Below are 19,465 nucleotides of genomic sequence, written 5' to 3' on the forward strand. Positions count from 1 at the left end.
CCCAATTTCTTATTAAAGATTATCTACGTGAGTAGTGAGCCTCGACATAGATGGGTCAGATCGCTACAATATCGCGTCTTATTTTGCCACTTGGCTAAATGCCGTGTTTTATTTAATAAAATGCGCGATCTACTTATTATTCAAATAAGCAGATAAAAGAAGATACCCAATTTGGTATCACGAATCATAGGGGTTACGGTTTCTATTTTACTAGGCCTGTAACACAAGGATGCGGCACGTATTTTTTGTCGCAAACTCAGAGAACCTGAGTCGATTTTGAGGTTTATATAAACATGCAAGTTACTGTTGAAACTAAAGAAGGCCTAGAGCGCGTTCTAACTATTACTGTTCCTGCTGCAAACATTGAAGATGCTGTAAATGCAGAACTTCGTAACATCGCTAAAAATCGTCGCTTCGATGGCTTCCGTAAAGGTAAAGTGCCAATGAAGATGGTTGCTAAAATGTACGGCAGCGCTGTTCGTCACGACAAAATGGGTGAAGTTATGCAACGTCACTTCATTGAAGCGATCGTTAAAGACAAAATCAACCCAGCAGGCGCACCAACATTTGCACCAGTAGAATTTGCTGAAGGCCAAGATTTAGTATTCACTGCAACATTTGAAATCTACCCAGAAGTTACACTTCAAGGCCTAGACAAAGTTGTTGTTGAAAAACCACAAGTTGAAGTTAAAGACGAAGACGTAGCAGAAATGCTAGAAACGCTACGTAAGCAACAAGCAACTTGGGCTGACGCTGACGTTGCTGCTGAAGATGGTACTCGCGCTACAATCAACTTTGTTGGTTCTATCGATGGTGAACTATTTGAAGGCGGAAAAGCAGATAACTTCCCTCTAGAAATGGGTCAAGGTCGTATGATCCCTGGCTTCGAAGACGGTATCAAAGGTAAGAAAGCTGGCGACGAACTTACTATCGATGTTAACTTCCCAGAAGATTACCACGCTGAAAACCTAAAAGGTAAAGCGGCGCAATTCGCTATTACAGTAGTTAAAGTTGAAGCTCGTGAACTTCCAGAAATGAACGATGAGTTCGTAACTAAGTTCGGCGCTGAAGGCGGTGTTGAAGGTCTTAAAGCTGAAGTTCGTAAGAACATGGAGCGTGAATTAGCTCAAGCTGTTAAAAACAAGATCAAAGAACAAGCAATCAACGGTCTAGTTGAGCAAAACAACATTGATGTTCCTTCTGCTCTTATCGATCAAGAAGTTGAAGTTCTACGTCAACAAGCTGTTCAACGTTTTGGCGGCAACGCTGATACTGCACCAGAACTTCCACGTGAATTGTTCGAAGAACAAGCTAAACGTCGCGTAGTTGTGGGTCTTCTTCTTGGTGAAGTAATCAAGTCTGAAGAACTAAAAGCTGACGATGAGAAAGTAAAAGCACTTATCAACGAAATGGCTTCTGCTTACGAAGATCCAACTGAAGTTGTTGCTTACTACGAAGGTAACGAGCAAATGATGAACAACATGCGTAATGTTGCTCTAGAAGAACAAGCAGTTGAAGCAATTCTTGCTAAAGCACAAGTTTCTGATAAAGAAGTGCGCTTTAACGAACTAATGAATCAACAACCTGCTTAATTTCTTAATTAATTAAGTAGTTAGTTGACTTAGTTTCACAAGATCTGCTAATAATGGTTCGAATGAAGTGTCATTCGGACCATTTATTTTATAAGGGATACGGTTATGAGCTATCAAGAAAACAATGCAATGCCTTCTATTATGGATGCACTTGTTCCTATGGTTGTTGAACAAACTTCACGTGGTGAGCGTTCGTATGATATTTATTCCCGTCTGTTAAAAGAGCGCGTTATCTTTTTAACAGGTCAAGTTGAAGACCACATGGCCAACTTAGTTGTGGCACAGTTGCTTTTCCTTGAGTCTGAAAACCCTGATAAGGATATCTTCCTATACATTAACTCTCCAGGTGGTTCTGTTACTGCAGGTATGTCTATTTATGACACAATGCAGTTCATTAAACCAAATGTGAGCACAGTATGTATGGGTCAAGCATGTTCAATGGGTGCTTTCTTACTTGCAGGTGGTGCGCCAGGTAAACGTTATGTATTGCCTAACTCACGCGTAATGATCCACCAACCACTAGGTGGTTTCCAAGGCCAAGCATCTGATATTCAAATTCATGCTCAAGAAATCTTAACAATTAAGAAGAAATTGAATACGCTACTTGCTGAACATACTGGTCAGCCGTTAGAAGTGATCGAAAAAGATACCGATCGTGATAATTTCATGGCGGCTGATGATGCTGTGAAATATGGTCTTGTAGATGCTGTGTTAAATAAGCGTGACTAATTAATAAAAAAGCAGTAACGTTTACAGCAAAGAAGGTAAGTTAGTATAAACTTACAGCATAAAGACAACGTTTAAGAGGTTAGCAAATGACAGACAAGCGTAAAGACGAAAATAGTGGAAAGTTACTATATTGCTCTTTTTGCGGAAAAAGCCAGCATGAAGTTCGTAAACTAATTGCAGGTCCTTCTGTTTATGTTTGTGATGAGTGCGTTGATTTATGTAACGACATTATTCGCGAAGAGCTAAAAGATAATACTCTGTCTCCAAAAGAGACTAGTGAAGCATTGCCAACACCGCAAAACATTCGTGAGCATCTAGATGATTATGTTATCGGTCAAGAGCATGCGAAAAAAGTACTAGCGGTAGCGGTATATAATCACTACAAGCGTTTACGTAATGGCGATACTACAAAAGATGGCGTTGAATTAGGTAAGAGTAATATTCTTCTTATCGGTCCAACAGGTAGTGGTAAAACATTACTTGCTGAAACGCTAGCTCGCTTTTTGGATGTTCCGTTTACTATGGCGGATGCAACCACGTTAACAGAAGCTGGTTATGTAGGTGAAGATGTAGAAAACATCATTCAGAAGCTACTACAAAAATGCGACTACGACCCTGCGAAAGCGGAGCGTGGCATTGTATATATCGATGAAATAGATAAAATTTCTCGTAAGTCTGAAAACCCATCAATTACCCGTGATGTATCTGGTGAAGGTGTTCAGCAAGCGCTATTGAAATTGATTGAAGGTACAATTGCATCAGTACCACCTCAAGGTGGTCGTAAACACCCACAACAAGAGTTTTTACAAGTTGATACTTCTAAAATCTTATTTATCTGTGGTGGTGCGTTTGCAGGTTTAGATAAAGTAATTGAACAACGTGTTGCAACAGGAACTGGAATTGGCTTTGCTGCTGATGTTCGTTCTCAAGATGATAAAGCAACCGTTGGTGATTTACTGAAGCAAATTGAACCAGAAGATTTAGTTAAATTTGGTCTGATCCCAGAGTTTATTGGTCGTCTTCCAGTAACAACCACATTAACTGAATTAGACGAAGAAGCATTAATTCAAATTCTAAGTAAGCCAAAAAATGCATTAACTAAGCAATATGCTGCATTATTTGATTTAGAAGGCGCAGAACTTGAATTCCGTGAAGATGCTTTGAGAGCGATTGCTAAAAAAGCAATGAACCGTAAAACGGGTGCTCGTGGACTTCGCTCAATTTTAGAAGCAATATTACTAGATACTATGTATGAACTACCGTCAAAAGAAGGTGTTTCTAAAGTAGTTATCGATGAATCTGTAATCAATGGTGAATCAGAACCGCTGTTGATGTTTGAAAATACAGAGACAAAAGCAATATCTGCAGAATAGCGTATTTAGCTAATAAACAGACAAAAAGGAGGCATTGGCCTCCTTTTTTATTTTTAATTGAAAATAATGTTGATTCTTAGCGACTTGCCCCCATATTATTTCTAAAGATACTGACGGAAAGAGAGAAGAATATGAACCTGGAGCGTTCCGAGCGCATTGAGATACCAGTTCTACCACTACGTGATGTGGTGGTGTATCCGCATATGGTTATTCCACTATTTGTGGGCCGTGAGAAATCCATTCGTTGCTTAGAAGCGGCAATGGAACAGAACAAACAAGTCCTCCTTGTAGCACAAAAAGAAGCTGCAAAAGAAGAACCACAACTAGATGACTTGCACGGCGTTGGTACAATCGCAACTATTTTACAGTTATTAAAATTACCAGATGGCACTGTTAAAGTTCTAGTTGAAGGCCAGCAGCGTGCCAAAATCCACCAGTTTTTAGAAGCTGACTTCTTTACGGCGGATGCAGAGTTTTTACTAACACCTATTATTGATGATGCTGAACAAGAAGTGGTTATGCGTTCTGCAATTAACCAGTTTGAAGGTTTCATTAAGCTTAATAAAAAAATCCCACCAGAAGTACTTACGTCACTGAATGGGATTGAAGATGCCGCACGTCTTGCCGACACCATTGCCGCTCACATGCCTCTTAAATTAGTTGATAAACAAGAAGTTCTTGAATTGACTGATGTCATTGCACGTTTAGAGTTTCTAATGGGCATGATGGAATCGGAAATCGATTTATTACAAATCGAAAAACGTATCCGTGGCCGTGTTAAAAAGCAAATGGAAAAGAGCCAGCGTGAATACTATTTGAATGAGCAAATGAAGGCTATTCAAAAAGAGCTTGGCGACTTAGACGATGCACCTGATGAATTTGAAGCACTGCAGAAAAAAATTGCAGACGCTAAAATGCCAAAAGAAGCCCAAGACAAAGCAGAGCAAGAGCTACAGAAGCTGAAGATGATGTCACCGATGTCAGCAGAAGCAACAGTAGTACGTAGCTACATTGATTGCATGGTTGCTGTGCCTTGGTTTAAACGCTCTAAGGTGAAGAAAGACTTAGCTAAAGCTGAAGAGATATTAAACTCAGACCATTATGGCTTAGAACGCGTTAAAGAACGTATTCTTGAGTATTTAGCGGTTCAGAGTCGAGTCACTAAACTTAAAGGTCCAATTCTATGTTTGGTTGGTCCTCCTGGTGTAGGTAAAACGTCACTTGGTCAATCTATTGCTAAAGCGACGGGTCGTAAGTACACGCGTATGGCATTAGGTGGTGTTCGTGACGAGGCGGAGATCCGTGGTCACAGACGTACTTATATTGGTTCTTTACCGGGTAAACTAATTCAAAAACTATCAAAAGTTGAAGTGAAAAACCCACTTTTTCTATTAGATGAAATTGATAAGATGTCATCTGATATGCGTGGCGATCCAGCATCAGCGCTTCTTGAAGTTTTAGACCCTGAGCAAAACAATAAATTTAGCGATCATTACTTAGAGGTTGATTACGATCTTTCTGATGTTATGTTCGTTGCAACGTCAAACTCAATGAATATTCCTGGCCCATTATTGGACCGTATGGAAGTCATTCGTCTGTCGGGTTATACCGAAGATGAAAAGCTAAACATTGCCAAAAGCCATTTGTTGGATAAACAAATTAAACGTAATGGCTTAAAAGCAAATGAGATTGAAATTGATGATTCAGCCATTATGGGTATCATTCGTTACTACACTCGTGAAGCTGGTGTGCGTAGTTTAGAGCGTGAAATTTCTAAACTTTGCCGTAAAGCGGTAAAACAAATCTTATTGGATAAAACCATTAAGAAAGTCACAATAAATCAAGAGAATTTAAAAGATTTCTTAGGTGTTCAACGTTGTGATTATGGCAAAGCGGATGATGAAGATCGTATCGGTCAAGTTGTTGGTTTAGCTTGGACTGAAGTGGGCGGTGATCTACTGACAATTGAAGCTGAATCTATGATTGGCAAAGGCAAGTTAACTTACACAGGTTCACTTGGCGATGTAATGAAAGAATCGATTCAAGCTGCGATGACCGTAGTTCGTACTCGTGCTGATAAATTAGGTATTAACCCTGATTTTTATGAAAAGCGTGATATTCATGTTCACGTACCAGAAGGTGCAACACCTAAAGATGGCCCAAGTGCCGGTATTGGTATGTGTACAGCACTTGTTTCAAGCTTAACGGGTAATCCAGTACGTTCTGATGTTGCAATGACAGGTGAGATCACTCTTCGCGGTGAAGTACTTCCTATCGGTGGCTTGAAAGAAAAATTACTTGCAGCACATCGTGGTGGTATTAAAACTGTCATCATTCCAAAAGATAATGAACGTGATTTAGAAGAGATCCCAGCGAATGTCATTGCTGATTTAGCCGTGCATCCAGTGAAGTGGATTGATGAAGTATTAACCTTAGCGCTTAAGAATAATCCACAAGGCTTTAGTACAGAAGCTTCTAAATAGTGATGTATAGCAAAAAACACTGATATAACAGGGCTGGCAAGTCGAAATGACTTGTCAGTTTATATTGATATCGCTAAGTTAAACTTTATTGTGTGATGATAATTTCACTCATCAAATATTAAAATATGGACTCGTTCATTAATCATTGAATGAATAATTTAAAGGGGAATACCGTGAATAAATCTCAATTAGTTGATCAAATTGCTGACAATGCAGACATTTCTAAAGCAGCAGCTGCACGTGCTCTTGATGCATTAGTAGAAACAGTAACTGAGACACTAAAAGGTGGCGATCAAGTAACGCTTGTTGGTTTTGGTTCATTTGTTGTTCGTGAGCGAGCTGCTCGTACAGGTCGTAACCCAAAAACGGGCGAAGCGATTGAGATTTCTGCTGCTAAAGTTCCTGCATTCAAAGCAGGCAAAGCACTTAAAGATGCGTGTAACTAATCGAAATACCGATAAAACTCTACACATGCTAGCGCAAGGCTAGTAAACTAGAGATAGAGTCATAGGCGCATCCATGATGCGCTTTTTTATTGTTAAATGTTTCTTTTGTTGAACTATTTTAAATTATCACTATCAATAGACATGAACGTTATTCTTAAGAATAGAGTTATTCCATTCAGTGATTAGGAGTTAAGACATATTATGATGGATCGAATTCGCGAAGGTTCAACTGGCCTCGTAGTTAAGATCATTCTCGGTCTAATTATTTTCTCATTTGTATTTGCAGGTGTAGGTAGTTATTTAGTCGGTGGAAGCCAACCATTAGCAGCTAAAGTCGGTGAGAGAGAAATTACTCGAAATGACTTTGAGCAAGTTTACCAAAATGAACGTAATCGCATGCAGTCGCAGTTGGGAGAATATTTTTCAACGCTACTAGGTGATCCTGCTTATGTTGAGCAATTCCGTAAATCAGTATTAGACCGTATGGTTAATGATGCATTACTGGATAATCAAGCTCAAAACTTAGGTCTTCGAGTAAGTGATGAGCAAATTCGTCAAGCGATCATTTCGATGCCGCAATTCCAGAAAGATGGCAAATTTGATGAAGAAATCTATAATATTTCACTTCGTCGTGCCGGTTTTAGTTCTGATAGCTTTGCAGAATACCTGCGTCAAGATTTAGTTCGAAATCAATTAATTCTAGCTCTAGAGTCAACTGAATTTACGTTAGATAACGAAGTTCAAGCGCAAGGAGCATTAGAAGCTCAACAGCGTGAAATTCGTACAGTTACACTGGATACTGCTGAGTTTGCTAAAAAAGCAACAGTAACAGATGAAGAAATTCAAACCTACTATGATGAAAACAAACAACAGTTTGTACGTCCTGAACAAGTTAAAGTTTCTTACATTGAATTATCTGGTAATGCGTTAAAAGAACAAGCTCCAATTACCGATGAAGAAATTCAAACTTATTACAACCAGAATAAAGATAAATATTCAACGCAAGAAAAGCGTGAAGTAAGTCATATCTTAATTAATGGTGATGAAGCAGACGCTAACGCTGTACTTGCTCGTTTAGATGCAGGTGAAGATTTTGCAACAGTAGCAAAAGAAGAGTCACAAGATATCCCAACAGCTAAAGAAGGTGGTTCTTTAGGTTGGATTGAACGCGGCGTGATTGATCCTGAATTTGAAGATGCAGCTTTCCAATTAGTTAATATTGGTGATCATTCTGGTGTTGTTAAATCAGCGTTTGGTTACCACATCATTCAACTTGATGGTATTGAAGCACCGAAAACTAAAGCGCTTGCTGAAGTGAGTGCTGAAATCAAAACGTTCCTTGTTGATGAGCATGCAGCTGATGCGTTCTACAGTCTTCAAAGTGAATTAGCAGAAAAAGCATTTGAGTCTCCTGATTCATTAGATGATGCAGCAGAAGCCGTTAACGCTAAAATCGTTACTTCTGATTTCTTCTCTCAAGCTGATGCACCAGAAGTACTTTCTAATTCGTCTGTATTACAGGCTATCTATAGCCCTGAAGTGAAGGAAGATGGCTTGAACTCTGATGTTATTGAAATTGCACCAGAGCATATTGTTGTCGTTCGAGTTGAAGATGTACGCGAAGAAATGGTTTTACCTTTGGATGAAGTTAAGGCAGCGGTTGTTGCTCGTTTATCTCAATCAAAAGGTGAACAAAAAGCGCTAGAGCTTGCTCAGGGTGTTATTTCAGCTCTAGATAAAGGTGAAGTAAATTACCTTTCGGATAATGGTTTAAGTTTCACTAAAGCAAGAATGATTACCCGAGCGGATGAGTTGGCAAATGATGTATACCGTTTGCAGAAACCAGAACAAGGCCAATCTACTTACGCACAAGTAATGGATCGCCAAGGCAATCATGTTATTGTCGCTCTTGATGGTGTTTTAGAGTTGAGTAATGATGCAATGGCTGAGCAAGTCTCAACCCGTTTACTTAGAACTCAAACTCAACAAGATCTAACTGCAACGTTAGATACGCTTAAGGCAAGTTCTGATATCAGTTATCCATTATTAGAACAATAATCAATTTATTTGTAATTGATAAATATGACAGACGGGCCCCTTAATGGGGCCCGTCGTGTTTTTAGAGAAGCAGTTAATGTAGCAATAGGATTTATTGTTCAGTTTATTTATTCTTTTTTGATGATAGATAGAAGTCATATTTCTGAAGTATCTGTCATTACTATTTAAATAAATTAACAAGGAATTGTAATGAACCGTATAGTTAGCTTAATAAATTCTTTTCTTCTTGCTGTCATTTTATTATCGAGCAATGCCGCTCTGGCTAAAGATGAAAGTACCACTAAGCATGAAGGTATAGATATTGTTATTAATATCAATGAGGCGGGGGCAGAAGAGCTTAAAACACTGCTCATTGGTGTTGGTGACTCAAAGGCAAAAGCTATTATTGATTATCGAAAAATGAATGGGAAGTTTGTTGCTGTTGATGACTTATCAAACGTCAAAGGAATTGGAGATAAGTTAATAGAAAAGAATCGCAGTAGAATTGTGCTGTAATACCAATCACGGTAAGTAAGTGAACAGAAATAGCGAAGAAAAAAGGCTACCTTCTTAATTTTAGGTAGCCTTTAATTTTTAAGTTACACGTTGTCTTTATGTATTAATGTGCTTTTTCTGCACCATGCATCCAACGAATAAGTGTTCCTGAAATGATCAATAGTAGAACACCAGAGATAGCAGAGGTAATTGCGATACCCGCAAAGATATCTAATGCGCCAAGACTTTCAACATGAGAGCCGACTAAGCCAGCAATGTAATTAGAGATTGCATTGAAGCCAAACCATGTACCCATCATCAGTGAAGCTAAACGCAGTGGAGCTAATTTAGTCACCAATGAAAGCCCAATTGGAGATAAGCATAATTCCCCTAGTGTATGGAAGAAATAAGCACCTACCAACCAATACATAGATGTCTTAATAGTTAAATCGCCACCTTGCTCCATGACTGCACCGACCATACAAAGAAAACCAATGGCTAGGAAAAACAGCGCTAAAGCAAATTTCACTGGAGAGCTCGGCTCTTTTGGCCCTAGTTTTACCCATAACATCGCAATAAATGGAGCAAGAGTAATAATAAAGAAAGGATTTAAAGATTGGAACCATGCCGCAGGTATTTCAAATGAACCTAGCATACGATCAGTATATTGCTGAGAGTAGATGTTCATTAATCCACCAGCTTGTTCAAACCCAGCCCAGAATACAATAACAAACAATCCCATCACCATAATTACTTTAAGGCGATCGATCTCAATTTTACTTAGTACATGATGTGATGTACCTGCTGCCTCAGCATTTTCTTTTGCAATGTGAGCTGCAGGGCGGATACCTATGTCGCCAAGAAAACGTTGAGCAAATAGAGTCTGAATAATTAAGCTGATTACCATACCAATACCAGCTGCGGCGAATCCTGCTTTCCAGCCCCAGATCCCAGTAACAGAGCCTGATACCACACCAGCAAGCAATGAGCCTAGGTTAATACCCATATAGAAGATAGTGAAGGCACCGTCACGTCGATTATCTCCATCTTGGTATAAATCACCAACCATGGTGGATACATTTGGTTTAAATAAACCATTACCCGCAATTAGAAAACCAAGACCAGTATAAAATAGAGTTTCGATAGAAAGCGGAAGCATGTCATGAGGTAAGGCTAAGGTAAACTGACCAATAACCATTAGAAAGCCACCGATAAGTAATGATTTACGTTGACCTAAGTAATTATCAGCTAACCAACCACCAATGAGAGGAGTAATGTACATTAAAGCGGTATAAGTGCCGTATAAGCTTAAAGCGTCTTTAACGGTCCAGCCTAAGCCACCATTAATGGTTCTGTCTGTTAAATATAAAACAAGAATGGCTCTCATTGCATAATAAGAGAAGCGCTCCCATAATTCAGTACCAAAAAGTAAGAACAGTCCTTTTGGGTGTCCCATAATTAATTTGTTGTTATCCTGCATAGTGCTCTCTTCTATAATGAAATTTTATTCTTTTTATAATTAGTATAAATTTATACCCCTCGAATGTATCAACTGCAATGTTGTACAAAAAAATGTGACTTGGTTAACATATTAACTTGTTGAAATATTTAGAAACAAATATTTTTTGTTACATTTCAGCTCTCTAAATTATTGTGCTTTATCGATTTAATGTGCTGCTTTTTATTTTCTTTTCGATACTTTAATCTTATTTTAGGTTGATTATTAGTTGTAAGTGTTTATTTGATGCCTTTTTGTAAGTTTAACAATTTAAACAACGATTTAAGCATAAATGTACTCATCAATTGATTTTTTTGTAAGCGATGGCGTGCTATGCTCTTTAGTAGGCTAGCTAGGTATAAAAATAATGAAAGAATGGTATTTACTCTACTGCAAACGTGGTGAGCAGCAGAGAGCAAAACAACATTTAGAAAACCAACAAGTAGAATGCTTTTATCCTGAAATAGAAGTGGAGAAGATAACAAGAGGAAAGACAACAACGAAAAAAGAACCGTTGTTTCCTTGTTATATGTTTGTTCGATTTGATTTTAATGAAGGGCCTTCTTTCACGACGGTTCGTTCTACTCGTGGGGTGAGTGATTTTATTCGCTTTGGCGGGAAGCCAAAAGTATTGCAGGGCGATCTTATCTATTCATTAAAACAGTTAGATAAGCATGAAGATTCGGAAGTCGTTGAATTTTCACCTGAAGCAGGACAAAAGGTCGGGATCAAAGAAGGACCTTTTGTTGGGGTCGATGCTATATATAAAGAGTCAGATGGCGAAAAACGCTCAATTCTACTGATTACCTTAATTAATAAGAAAGTAGAAATTAAGGTTGATAATAGTAATTTAGACTATTAGTTATAAAAAAAGCGCCGTAGGGCGCTTTTTTTATGAGAGTTAACTTACTTAACTATAAGCTTCATTATGGACTGCTTGTACTGCTCGACCTGATGGGTCAACGCAGTTTTGGAATGATTCATCCCACTCAATTGCTTTTGCTGAAGAACAGGCTACTGATGGGCCACCAGGGACACATTTAGCCGCATCTTCAAGAGGGAATAGCTCTTCAAAGATTTCACGATACACATAGCCTTCCTTGGTGACTGGTGTATTGTAAGGGAAGCGGAATTTAGCTGATTCCATTTGTTGATCTGTCACTTTCGCTTCAGCTGTTTCTCGTAACGTATCAATCCAGCTATAACCTACGCCATCAGAGAATTGCTCTTTTTGTCTCCATGCAATAGCGGCTGGTAAATCATCTTCAAAACATTCACGAAGAATATGTTTTTCCATTTTACCGTTACCACACATTTTATCTTGTGGGTTTAGGCGCATAGCAATATCGATAAATTCTTTATCTAGGAAAGGAACACGACCTTCAACACCCCAAGCGGCAAGTGATTTGTTAGCTCGAGCACAATCAAACATGTTTAGAGCAAGCAGTTTACGAACCGTTTCTTCATGGAATTCTTGTTTGTTTGGTGCTTTATGGAAGTATAGGTAACCGCCAAATATTTCATCAGCGCCTTCACCAGAAAGGACCATCTTAATACCCATCGCTTTGATCTTACGACCCAATAAGTACATTGGTGTGGAAGCACGTATAGTCGTAACGTCATAAGTCTCAATGTGATAAATAACATCACGGATGGCATCAAGACCTTCTTGAATCGTATAAGTCATTTCGTGGTGGACTGTACCGATTTGATCAGCGACTTCTCGAGCTGCTTTTAAATCAGGAGCACCTTCTAGTCCTACCGCAAATGAATGAAGTTGAGGCCACCATGCTTGAGATTCTTCGTTGTCTTCAATACGCATTGCTGCAAATTTTTTGGCAACGGCTGATGTAATTGATGAATCAAGTCCACCAGATAAAAGTACACCGTAAGGAACATCTGTCATTAGTTGGCGTTTAACCGCATCTTCTAATGCTTTTTTAAGATCTTCTTTACTTGTCGGGTTGTCTTTAACTGCATCATATTCCATCCAATCACGTACATAATAACGTGTTGGTTCTGCATCTTTTGATGAGTAGAAGTGGCCAGGAGGAAACTCACTGATAGATTTACACACTGGAACCAAAGCTTTCATTTCAGAGGCAACGTAATAGTTACCATGCTCGTCATAGCCGTGATACATAGGAATAATACCGATATGGTCACGACCTACTAAATATTCGTCTTTTTCTTCATCATAAAGAATAAAAGCAAAAATACCGTTTAAGTCTTCTAGTAAGTCAGCCCCTTTTTCACGATATAGAGCTAAAATAACTTCACAATCAGAGTCTGTTTGAAATGCATAGTCATCTGCGTATTTGTCGCGTAATTCTTTATGGTTATAAATTTCGCCATTAACCGCTAAGATGTGCTTTTTATCTTCACTATAAAGAGGTTGAGCGCCACTGTTAACACCTACAATAGCCAGACGTTCATGCGCTAAAATTGCTTTATCTGATGAGTAAATACCAGACCAGTCAGGACCGCGATGACGAAGTTTCTTTGACATTTCAAGTGCGCTTGTACGAAGCGGCGCTGGATCAGTCTTTATATCTAGTATTCCAAAAATTGAGCACATAAGTTCCCTCTATCTCTTCTTAATTTTTATCATAAATTATTGTCTTGAATACAATTTGCCATCATCACTAAAAAAATCAACCCAGAAATACAAATAAAATCACAAATAGATAACCTGAGTGGAATATATTTAATATTTATGCTGTTTTGGTATGGGATCGTTAATTGTGAGCTGTTTTTTGTGCAATATATAGGGGCGGTTAAGAGGGGGGATGCAGATTAACGTTAAAATGACGTTAATCTGCATGTTAGTAGATAAATGGATTTTTAGTAATAATAGCCTGTCAGCTTAGTGTTTCATGTAGCTTTTTTGTTGATTAAACTCAGGTTTTAATTGTTCAGTTACATGACGAGCAAAACCACTGCCTGCTTCGTGATAGATATTAAAGGCAGCATCAACCCCTTGTTCAATTAATCCTTCAATTTGGTCATTATAAGCGGCAATTGCTGCTGTTTGGCCTTGGTAGTTTCGTGATTGTAATTGTTCTAGGGCAAATTGATTACCTTGATGATTTGGCATCGCTAACAAAACCAATTTTACGTGCGAGGTAGATAAAATGCGTTCCCAAAAATCAGGGTCGGTTGCATCACCAGATATCACATTACGGCCAAGATCTTGATGCTGTTTCGCTGATTCCTCACGAAGTTCAATACCTAAAATAATGTCACCGTATTTTTCTTTTAGTTCATCATACGCACCGCTACCAATGCGGCCCATACCAAGAATTAAGATCTGAGCTCGTCCTGGATTGATCAATTTATCCATTGGATTTAAACGTTCGGCAGTATGTTCTTTTAACCAATGGCGAGAACGTTGATAAATCGTATGACCAAAGTTATTTAAAGGGGCTGAAATAATAAAAGAGATAGAAACGGCAATGGCAATAGCAACAAGGCTGTCAGCAGGTAACCATCCCATTTTGAAGGCTAAACCACCGACAATAAGACCAAACTCACTGTAGTTGAATAATGTGAGAGAAGTAAGAAGGGAGGTTCTTACTCGGAACTTAAATTTATTAATGATAATAAAGTATAAGAAGCCTTTTACTGGCAGCAATAAAATAAGGAAAATAGCGAGTGTTAAGCCTGCTAATGTTGGTGCTGCAGATAAACCGATATTTAAGAAGAAACAGATAAGAAGTATCTCTTTTAAATTAAATAGTGATTTGGATAATTCAGAGGCTTTAGAGTGGCCTGCCAGTAACATGCCTAAAATAAGAGCACCAAGATCAGGTTTCATCCCAACCAGTTCAAAAGTTCCTGCTCCTGCAACAAGGGCTAAGAAAATACCGTAAAGTACCAGCATTTCACCATGACCAGCCCAATCTAACAACTTAAAGAATAAAGGTCTTAGAAGAGGGAGTGCAAATAAAGCGAGTGCGGTGATTTCTGGGATCTTTCCTGTTGAAGCGGTTAAAAATACAACCGCGAAGATATCTTGCATAACAAGAATACCAATGGCTAGAGTTCCGTAAGTTGCATTCATTTCACCTTTTTCTTGGAGAGCTTTAACGGCAAATACGGTACTAGAGAAAGACAGTGCAAAACCAAAGAGAACTAGCTGTGCAGTATCAATGTCTGCAAGCATAGTAATGCCAAGTAATTTAAGACCAAGAAGGGCAAAAGTAAAAAAGAGTGTAGAGAATACATTATGAAGTGTTGCACCTAACCAAATTTCTTTAGCGAGTAAGGTTTTTATATCTAACTTTAAGCCAATTGAGAAGAGAAGTAGGGTGACGCCAAGATCAGCAAAGGTAGATAGGGCATCGTTAGATTGAAAGCCAAGAGCATGTAATCCGAATCCAGCCAATAGAAAACCAACTAATGGAGGTAAATTAATTTTTAATGCTATAAACCCCATTACAAATGCTGCAATGATAAAAAGTAACTCCATATACTATTGTTCCTAAAAGTGGTCGAAAAAAAAGGGCCGCAAAAAGCAGCCCTAGAATAACATGTTAAAAATTATTTATGATTACTCATCTAATAATTTTTGTAACAATACGCCATTAAGCATTGCACGCTTCACCATTGAAAAAGCACCAATGGTTGGTTGCTCATGAAGCTCTGATGCAACGATAGGTAAATCTTTATGGAAAGCCGTTAATGATTGGTTTTTAATACAATTACGGATCGCAGCAAAAAGAATCTTATCTGATTGGGTGATTGCACCGGAAATGACAATTTTTTGTGGATTAAACAAGTTAATCGTCATTGCTATTGCTTTACCAAGTTGATTACCCACTCGTAGCAATGTTTGTGTTGCCAGTTCATCACCATGATTTGCGGCATGACAAATATCTGCCATTGTGATGTTGTCTAGCTGTGAAAGGCTTGAAGGGTAACCTTGTTCAAGTAAAGATTTGATGCGTGCGATAATTGCAGGGTTTGCCGCTACGGTTTCTAAACAACCGAAATTACCACATTGGCACTTATCGCCAATCGGATCGATCTGGATATGACCAATTTCACCGACATTGCGATTATGCCCAAGGAACACTTTACCGTTAACAATAATGCCCGCACCAGTGCCGCGATGAACACTGACTAATATTGAGTCATGGCAATCTTGCGAAGCCCCAAAATAATGCTCAGCTAGAGCTAAACCACGTACATCATTACCAACAAAACATTGTGTGTTGAAAGTATCTCTAATGACATCAGCCAATGCGAGTTTATCAATATCAGTGTTTGGCATGTACTCAACAACCCCAGTTTCAGGGTTAACCAGTCCAGGTAGAGTAATACCGATAGCGATTAATTGTTTAATCGTATCTTGATTGCGAGTGATAAAAATTTGGACTAATTGACTCAAACCCTCAAGTAGTTCTTGTTGGTGTGAGTAATTAAATTCATGATATTCAGAAGCCAATTCTTTTGTTGAAAGGTCAAAAAGGCTCAGCTGAATGTAATCTCGGCCTAAACGCACCGCGATAGAGTGAAAAGGTTCAGTTTCGGTAGTCAAAGAAATAGCTCTTCGGCCACCAGTTGACGCTTGTTGCGCGACTTCTTTAATTAAGCCGCGCTCCAATAATTGACGGGTTATTTTGGTAACACTTGCTGGAGCAAGCTGACTAACATCAGCGATTTGAATTCGAGATATCGGTCCTTTTTGGTCGATTAAACGATAAACAGCCGCACTGTTTAATTGTTTTACTAGATCTACATTACCAATTTGTCCGTCAGTCATAATTAACTTTGCTCGTATTGTCCGTTCACAACAGTCGCTTTTACATTGAAGTCACGATCAAAAATTGCAAGGTTTGCAACCATGTTCTTTTTGATTCGGCCAAGTTTATTATCTACACCCATTGCTTGAGCAGGATATAGAGTAGCCATACGTAGAGCTTCGTCTAAAGCGATACCAACGTGCTCAACTGTATTCTGAACTGCTTCAATCATAGTCAGAGCTGAGCCGCCTAATGTGCCATTTTCATCAACACATTTACCATCCTTGTAATATACTTTCTTACCCACAAAAATAAAGTATTCCATGTCAGCACCTGCAGGAGCTGTGGCATCCGTCACTAATACTAGTTTTTCTTTCTTTATTTTGTGTGCAATACGGATGTTTGCATAGTCAACATGGAAGCCATCCGCAATGATGCCAGCATAAACATCTGGTGTATCGTAGATAGCACCAACAACACCAGGTTCACGACCAACCATTGGCGTCATTGCATTGAATAAATGCGTAGCGAAAGTGATGCCTGATTCAAACCCTTGGCGAGCTTCAGCATAAGTTGCGTTAGTGTGACCAATAGAAACTACAATGCCAGCTTTATGAAGACGTTCAATGTGCTCAGGATCGTTTTGTTCAGGTGCCAGTGTTACTTTTGCAATTAAATCTGCGTTATCACAGATTAATTGGATCATATCAGAATCAGATGGACGGATATGGTCGACGCTATGAATGCCTTTTTTCATTACGTTTAAGTAAGGACCTTCAAGGTGTAAACCTAAAGATTGGTTTTGATACTTAGCGTGATATTCACGAGCTGCGGTAATTGAAGCGCGCATATCTTCATCTGAAGAGGTAATCAAAGTAGGTAAGAAGCTAGTACAACCAGATTTAAGGTTTGCTTCATGCATGATCTGCATTGTTTCTGCTGTGATTTCATCATTTAGCATCACACCGCCACAGCCATTTAATTGCAGGTCAATAAAACCAGGGCTAAGGTTGGCACCATTTAAATCTACTAATTCAATGCCTTGTGGTAGTTCTGAAGTGAGGCAGATGGCTTCGATTTCTGTTCCGTTAATGATAACAGAATGATCAACAAGAACATCGTTACCAGTATAAACCTTACAGTTAGTTAGCGCATACATAGCTTGAATCCTTAAGTTATAATTTAGAGTACGAAAAAATATGAACTTTTTTCGTTGAAATTTTTAAGCAAGTGAAAATAGAACTGCTTACTGAGCGGTACACTCAAATTGTCTAAATGTTACGTTCAGTAATGACAAAGTTTGACTCTATATAAGCCAAATATTATTCCTGATGCTCTATTCTTTCGAATGATAAAATAAGTTTTATGATCTCGCTAGCAAAAACCCCTAAATATTCGCTCTACAGGTGATAATGATCACAATTAGCTCGCTTTTAATTTGCGGGGCGAAATTAATCACTTACACTGACCCTGTTAATAACGAGTAACGAAATAAGTTTATAGTGAATTTATTACGCTATTCAAAAAAATCTAAAATCCTTATAGGGGGAATCTAAAGGTGAATATTTTAGGATATTTTCAAAAAGTAGGTAAAGCACTGATGGTACCAGTTGCTACACTACCTGCAGCAGCTATTTTAATGGGTATTGGTTACTGGATTGATCCAGTGGCTTGGGGCGGCAACAGTGCACTAGCAGCGTTTTTAATTAAAGCTGGTGCGGCTATCATCGACAACATGTCAGTACTGTTCGCAGTTGGTGTTGCTTATGGTATGTCTAAAGATAAAGATGGTGCAGCAGCACTTTCTGGTTTTGTTGGTTTCCTTGTTGTAACAACACTTCTTGCACCTGGTGCAGTAGCTCAAATTCAAGGTATTGACCCTTCTGCAGTTCCTGCTGCATTTGGTAAAATCAATAACCAATTTGTTGGTATCCTAGTTGGTATCGTATCTGCTGAGATCTACAACCGTTTCTCTGCTGTTGAACTGCATAAAGCACTTGCATTCTTCTCAGGTAAGCGTCTTGTACCTATCTTAACTTCTTTTGCAGGTATCTTAATCGCATTCGTACTAATGTACGTATGGCCTGCAATCTACGGTGGCCTTGTACACTTTGGTGAATCAATCCAAGGTATGGGTTCTGCAGGTGCTGGTATTTACGCATTCTTCAACCGTCTACTTATCCCTGTAGGTCTTCACCATGCACTTAACTCAGTGTTCTGGTTCGACGTTGCTGGTATTAACGACATCCCTAACTTCCTAGGTGGCGCTAAGTCTATCGCTGAAGGTACTGCAACTGTAGGTGTTACAGGTATGTACCAAGCTGGTTTCTTCCCAATCATGATGTTTGGTCTACCAGGTGCAGCACTAGCTATTTACCACACAGCTAAAGTTGAGAACAAAGAAAAAGTAGCATCAATCATGATTGCTGCAGGTTTCGCATCGTTCTTCACTGGTGTTACTGAACCACTTGAATTCTCATTCATGTTCCTTGCTCCTGCGCTATACGTAGTTCACGCAGCATTAACAGGTATCTCAGTATTCATCGCAGCTTCTATGCAGTGGATTGCAGGTTTCGGTTTCTCAGCAGGTCTAGTAGATATGGTTCTTTCTACTCGTAACCCACTAGCTGTTAACTGGTACATGCTAATTATCCAAGGTATCGTATTCTTCGCAATCTACTACTTCGTATTCCGCGCTGTAATCGTTAAGTTCAACCTTAAGACTCCAGGCCGTGAAGACGACGACGAAGAAGAAAGCTCAATCCGTGGTTCTAAAGAAACGGGTGAACTAGCTAAGCAATACCTTAAAGCTCTAGGTGGTCACGAGAATCTAGAAAACATCGATGCTTGTATCACACGTCTACGTCTAACTCTTAAAGACACTAGCGTAATCAGTGAGAAGCAACTTAAAGGTCTTGGTGCAATGGGTGTAGTGAAACTTGGTTCAAACAATGTTCAAGTTATCCTAGGTCCTCTTGCTGAAATCGTTGCTGGCGAAATGAAAAAAATCCCAGCTTCTGAAGACTTAAGTGCAGTAGCATTACCATAATTATTGAGTAAATAAA

At 38.9% G+C, this 19,465-nt stretch carries 14 protein-coding genes; 9 read left to right on the forward strand and 5 right to left on the reverse strand.

The window, feature by feature from the left end; translation table 11 throughout:
- Window positions 1–293: 293 nt before the first annotated feature.
- The 7 genes from tig (at window position 294) to AC2INI_RS04170 (ending at window position 9,176) form a co-directional block, all read left to right on the forward strand.
- Window positions 294–1,592, forward strand: a complete 1,299-nt coding sequence (tig, locus tag AC2INI_RS04140; RefSeq protein ID WP_486305403.1) for a trigger factor — start codon at window positions 294–296, stop codon at window positions 1,590–1,592.
- A gap of 105 nt (window positions 1,593–1,697) precedes the next feature.
- Window positions 1,698–2,321 carry an ATP-dependent Clp endopeptidase proteolytic subunit ClpP gene (gene clpP / locus AC2INI_RS04145; protein WP_012549607.1) on the forward strand — a complete coding sequence of 208 codons (624 nt, stop codon included), beginning with the start codon at window positions 1,698–1,700 and terminating at the stop codon, window positions 2,319–2,321.
- Window positions 2,322–2,407: 86 nt separating this feature from the next.
- The gene (clpX, locus tag AC2INI_RS04150; RefSeq protein ID WP_122035693.1) at window positions 2,408–3,694 is read left to right on the forward strand and encodes an ATP-dependent protease ATP-binding subunit ClpX; all 1,287 of its coding nucleotides are present in this window, start codon (window positions 2,408–2,410) and stop codon (window positions 3,692–3,694) included.
- A gap of 131 nt (window positions 3,695–3,825) precedes the next feature.
- Window positions 3,826–6,177, forward strand: a complete 2,352-nt coding sequence (lon, locus tag AC2INI_RS04155; RefSeq protein WP_486305404.1) for an endopeptidase La — start codon at window positions 3,826–3,828, stop codon at window positions 6,175–6,177.
- Window positions 6,178–6,350: 173 nt separating this feature from the next.
- The gene (locus AC2INI_RS04160) at window positions 6,351–6,623 is read left to right on the forward strand and encodes an HU family DNA-binding protein (RefSeq protein ID WP_162922536.1); all 273 of its coding nucleotides are present in this window, start codon (window positions 6,351–6,353) and stop codon (window positions 6,621–6,623) included.
- A gap of 201 nt (window positions 6,624–6,824) precedes the next feature.
- The gene (gene ppiD, locus AC2INI_RS04165; protein WP_122035687.1) at window positions 6,825–8,681 is read left to right on the forward strand and encodes a peptidylprolyl isomerase; all 1,857 of its coding nucleotides are present in this window, start codon (window positions 6,825–6,827) and stop codon (window positions 8,679–8,681) included.
- A gap of 189 nt (window positions 8,682–8,870) precedes the next feature.
- Window positions 8,871–9,176, forward strand: a complete 306-nt coding sequence (locus tag AC2INI_RS04170; RefSeq protein WP_486305405.1) for a ComEA family DNA-binding protein — start codon at window positions 8,871–8,873, stop codon at window positions 9,174–9,176.
- A gap of 103 nt (window positions 9,177–9,279) precedes the next feature.
- Here the strand turns inward: AC2INI_RS04170 and AC2INI_RS04175 are convergent, their stop codons facing one another.
- A complete protein-coding gene (locus AC2INI_RS04175) occupies window positions 9,280–10,635 on the reverse strand; it encodes a peptide MFS transporter (RefSeq protein ID WP_486305406.1) in 1,356 nt (451 codons plus the stop codon).
- Between the two features lie 385 nt (window positions 10,636–11,020).
- Between AC2INI_RS04175 and rfaH the strand changes: the two genes are divergently transcribed.
- On the forward strand, window positions 11,021–11,515 hold the full coding sequence (gene rfaH, locus AC2INI_RS04180; protein ID WP_122035681.1) for a transcription/translation regulatory transformer protein RfaH: 495 nt from the start codon (window positions 11,021–11,023) through the stop codon (window positions 11,513–11,515).
- 48 nt (window positions 11,516–11,563) lie between these two features.
- On the opposite strand, the gene asnB is transcribed toward rfaH, so the two are convergent.
- The 4 genes from asnB to nagA all read right to left on the reverse strand — a co-directional run bounded on the left by asnB (window position 11,564) and on the right by nagA (window position 17,559).
- Entirely contained in the window at window positions 11,564–13,231 is a 1,668-nt protein-coding gene (asnB, locus tag AC2INI_RS04185) for an asparagine synthase B (RefSeq protein WP_122035679.1), read from the reverse strand.
- A 288-nt stretch (window positions 13,232–13,519) separates the two neighbouring features.
- Entirely contained in the window at window positions 13,520–15,124 is a 1,605-nt protein-coding gene (locus tag AC2INI_RS04190; protein ID WP_486305407.1) for a cation:proton antiporter domain-containing protein, read from the reverse strand.
- An 81-nt stretch (window positions 15,125–15,205) separates the two neighbouring features.
- Window positions 15,206–16,420 carry a DNA-binding transcriptional regulator NagC gene (gene nagC / locus AC2INI_RS04195; protein WP_486305408.1) on the reverse strand — a complete coding sequence of 405 codons (1,215 nt, stop codon included), beginning with the start codon at window positions 16,418–16,420 and terminating at the stop codon, window positions 15,206–15,208.
- A gap of 2 nt (window positions 16,421–16,422) precedes the next feature.
- Window positions 16,423–17,559, reverse strand: coding sequence for an N-acetylglucosamine-6-phosphate deacetylase (gene nagA, locus AC2INI_RS04200; RefSeq protein ID WP_122035673.1), 1,137 nt, complete (start codon window positions 17,557–17,559; stop codon window positions 16,423–16,425).
- Between the two features lie 399 nt (window positions 17,560–17,958).
- Between nagA and nagE the strand changes: the two genes are divergently transcribed.
- A complete protein-coding gene (gene nagE / locus AC2INI_RS04205; protein WP_122035671.1) occupies window positions 17,959–19,449 on the forward strand; it encodes an N-acetylglucosamine-specific PTS transporter subunit IIBC in 1,491 nt (496 codons plus the stop codon).
- Window positions 19,450–19,465 lie beyond the last annotated feature (16 nt).

Source organism: Aliivibrio friggae (genome assembly GCF_057368515.1).